Origin of the sequence: Methanofastidiosum sp., assembly GCA_020854815.1 — an archaeon.
Taxonomy (GTDB): domain Archaea; phylum Methanobacteriota_B; class Thermococci; order Methanofastidiosales; family Methanofastidiosaceae; genus Methanofastidiosum.
Genome location: JAHKLW010000090.1, coordinates 1 through 3,074, shown reverse-complemented (window position 1 = coordinate 3,074; position 3,074 = coordinate 1). Strand labels below are relative to the sequence as shown.

Below are 3,074 nucleotides of genomic sequence, written 5' to 3'. Positions count from 1 at the left end.
GGAGACACCAAAGGGAGAGGAGACACCAAAGGGAGAGGAGACACCAAAGGGAGAGGAGACACCAAAGGGAGAGGAGACACCAAAGGGAGAGGAGACACCAAAGGGAGAGGAGACACCAAAGGGAGAGGATATACGAATAACGCCGATATATGTGGATCAATTAAATTCAAACGAATCAATAAACATTTATCCTACTATAGGACAGGCTATAAAAAACGCAATTGATGGTGACACAATAATCGTTAGATATGGACATTATAGTGAGATCATTTCTATAGATATGCCCCTAACATTGATCGGAGAAGATATAAATAATAAGCCTGTATTAAGCAGGGCGAACATTTCGGAAAGGTGTAAGGATCCATATATATATATAAACTCTTCTGATGTTAATGTTGTTGGATTTAATATATCTATGCAAAGTGGCGCGGGTGGAATAATTGGCATTCATGTAAAATGCAAAGAATTATATTGTAATAATATAACTATAAATAATAACTATATTTATGGTTATTCTCGAGGAATACTCATAGAAAATTGCCAAGAGGGCTGTAGCTTAAGAGGCAACCAAATTTTGATCCCCCCAAACGCTATATGTGCAAAAACAAACAATAATGGGGGTGGTATCGCGTTGATCGGATGCAATAACTCTACTATCGTACTTAATCGTATAGAAGGATATGGCTCTCGCGGTAGTTACACAGATGGGGTCGGCATAATGTCGAGTAGAGATATCATAATCAATGATAACAATTTTATAAATCTGAAATGTGGAATTATTAAATATTCTCCTAGTTCCATTAAAAATGACGTTTGTGCACCTAATAACTCATTCGATAATATTGCTATAGATTATCCCGACAATAAAGCGCGAAGTATGTGTCTCCGTAGGTGAGGTAAAATGAGTATAAAAAATTGTATAGAATTTATATTCATATTTATGTTAACAGTTAATATAGGGCATTCAGATTGGCCGTGGGAGGGTGGTAGTAGTAGTCCAACAGCCGAATTAGAATTGGATGTCAGTATAGGCAGATCAGAGGTAACTAGAGGAGATAATGTACAGTTGATTTATAATATAAAAAATATTAAAGAAGGTAAAAGGCACGCAGAAAATATTACTATTGATGATAAAATTACTGAGTTAATTAATCTGCCAGATGAGGATCTTTCGTATACCGATTCGGGCAAATTCTTATGGGTCATCCCCAAACGCGAATGTATATTTACGCTTTCAAAAGATGGTGCCTTATATTTTAATATCAAAGAATTGCGAGCCGAGGAAGAGATTTCATTTGGATTTAATACGACTATTTCATCTCAGATAAATCCAAATAGCTATTATAAATGTTCGTATTTGACTAAGCAAAATATTAGCTTTGATAACCCCGGAATAAATCCAAAGAGAATAAAGCCCATCCAATATGTATTCGTTAAAAATAGAGCACCAAATATTATTGAATTTTTTGTGAAAAATTCTTCAAAAACTAATTATATAAATAAATCTGCTGGGCCTATAATAATCGACTTTGCGTGTTTAGTTAATGATACGGAAAATGAAACGAAAACGTTGTTATGTGATCTAATTCACGTGTTTAATGGAAAAACATCTTCTAAATCTATGGTATATAATGAAAAAGAAAATATTTTCTTGCTAGAAATACTTTTAGATGAAGTAGGTGAGCATAAATTTGGAGTTAATGTTTCTGATGGAATTGATAATGCATATTCTTCTTATAATGATACTTTTTATATTGATATTAACGACTCAGATATGGATTATGAATTCAGGCTTTCTTCCTATCCTTACTTCTATGATAAATCTAACTCGAAGTATTTTATATCAAAAGGAACAAATATAAAGGTGACCTGTTTTTCGAATAAATCAGAAAATGATATTAAGCACTTGACTTGTACATTAAATGACATCATTTCTAAAAATATATATACAATGGCCTATAACGAGTCTACAAATAAACATGAATACAATATTTCTTTAGTTTCAGGTAAATATAAATTTGAAACTGTAATATTTTATCCTTATTTAGATTTATATACTTATCATAATAATAATAATAATAATAATAATAATAATAATAATAATACCTATTCTGTTCTGCCTTTGAATCCCTTATATTTATTGATTTTGGCTATAACCATGGTTTGGATAGTTTCCTTAACAGGTGAAAATATAACTCAACTGAAAAAAACGACCAAAATTTTGAAAATATTTTTTGCATTATCTGTTCTCATTTTAATTGTATTACCAATACATATCTATAGGGCAGAAATTATATATTTATTTTATATACATGTATATCAACTTTTTATTTTTATTTCAGCGATGTTATTTGTGCCTATAATCCTAAATAGATTAGATAACATGGAAATAACTGATAATGCTGATGGCAATAACACCAAAGGTTCACCTGATACAGAAGGTTCGGTAACGCAATATAGCGGTTTAATCGACCGAACCACAACGACGAAAGTGATAATATTCCTTTTTTTAATTGGTTTTATGATAGTACTGAACATGTGGATTGATCAGCTTAACAATTCGAATCGCGACAGCAGTATAAAGCTATTAGGAATGATTTTATTTTTTGGGCCAATGGCATTGATAGTTGCATATCAAATATTATTATATCTCACTAATTCTGACCAGCATATAACTAGCAATTTAGGATTGGCAATGTATAGTCTTATGATATTTTTATCCTCTATCGGACTATTATTATTTATAACTGATATTATAAGTTCTCCGATGGATTCAAAGGCGAGTCTAATTGTAATATTAATAATTGAACTAGCTGCTCTAGTTGGTATACAAATACCTGAACCAAGATTGTTATTAATATTTATTTCACTAAAATTCAAACATGGAATCCCCCCCCGCCGCTAGAAACCTTGATATACGAGTTTCCCCCTCCTGAAAGCCGTCGTGGGCGTGTAGCCTAGCCAGGACAAGGCGGCAGCCTCCTAAGCTGTAGATCAAGGGTTCGAATCCCTTCACGCCCGCCAACCACGATATTGCTTTCCTATTCCTTTCTTCCTTATCTATCGCCCCGGCG

General features: G+C 32.8%; 2 protein-coding genes and 1 tRNA gene. All 3 read left to right on the top strand.

Annotation, left to right across the window (positions count from 1 at the left end; genetic code table 11):
* The coding region (locus KO464_10380; GenBank protein ID MCC7573765.1) for a hypothetical protein at positions 1-895 on the top strand (895 nt) is incomplete at its 5' end.
* Positions 896-901: 6 nt separating this feature from the next.
* Positions 902-2,905 (top strand): hypothetical protein, encoded by a 2,004-nt coding sequence (locus tag KO464_10375; GenBank protein MCC7573764.1) that lies wholly within the window; start codon positions 902-904, stop codon positions 2,903-2,905.
* 41 nt (positions 2,906-2,946) lie between these two features.
* A tRNA-Arg gene (locus tag KO464_10370) sits at positions 2,947-3,024 on the top strand.
* The last annotated feature ends 50 nt before the right edge of the window (positions 3,025-3,074 follow it).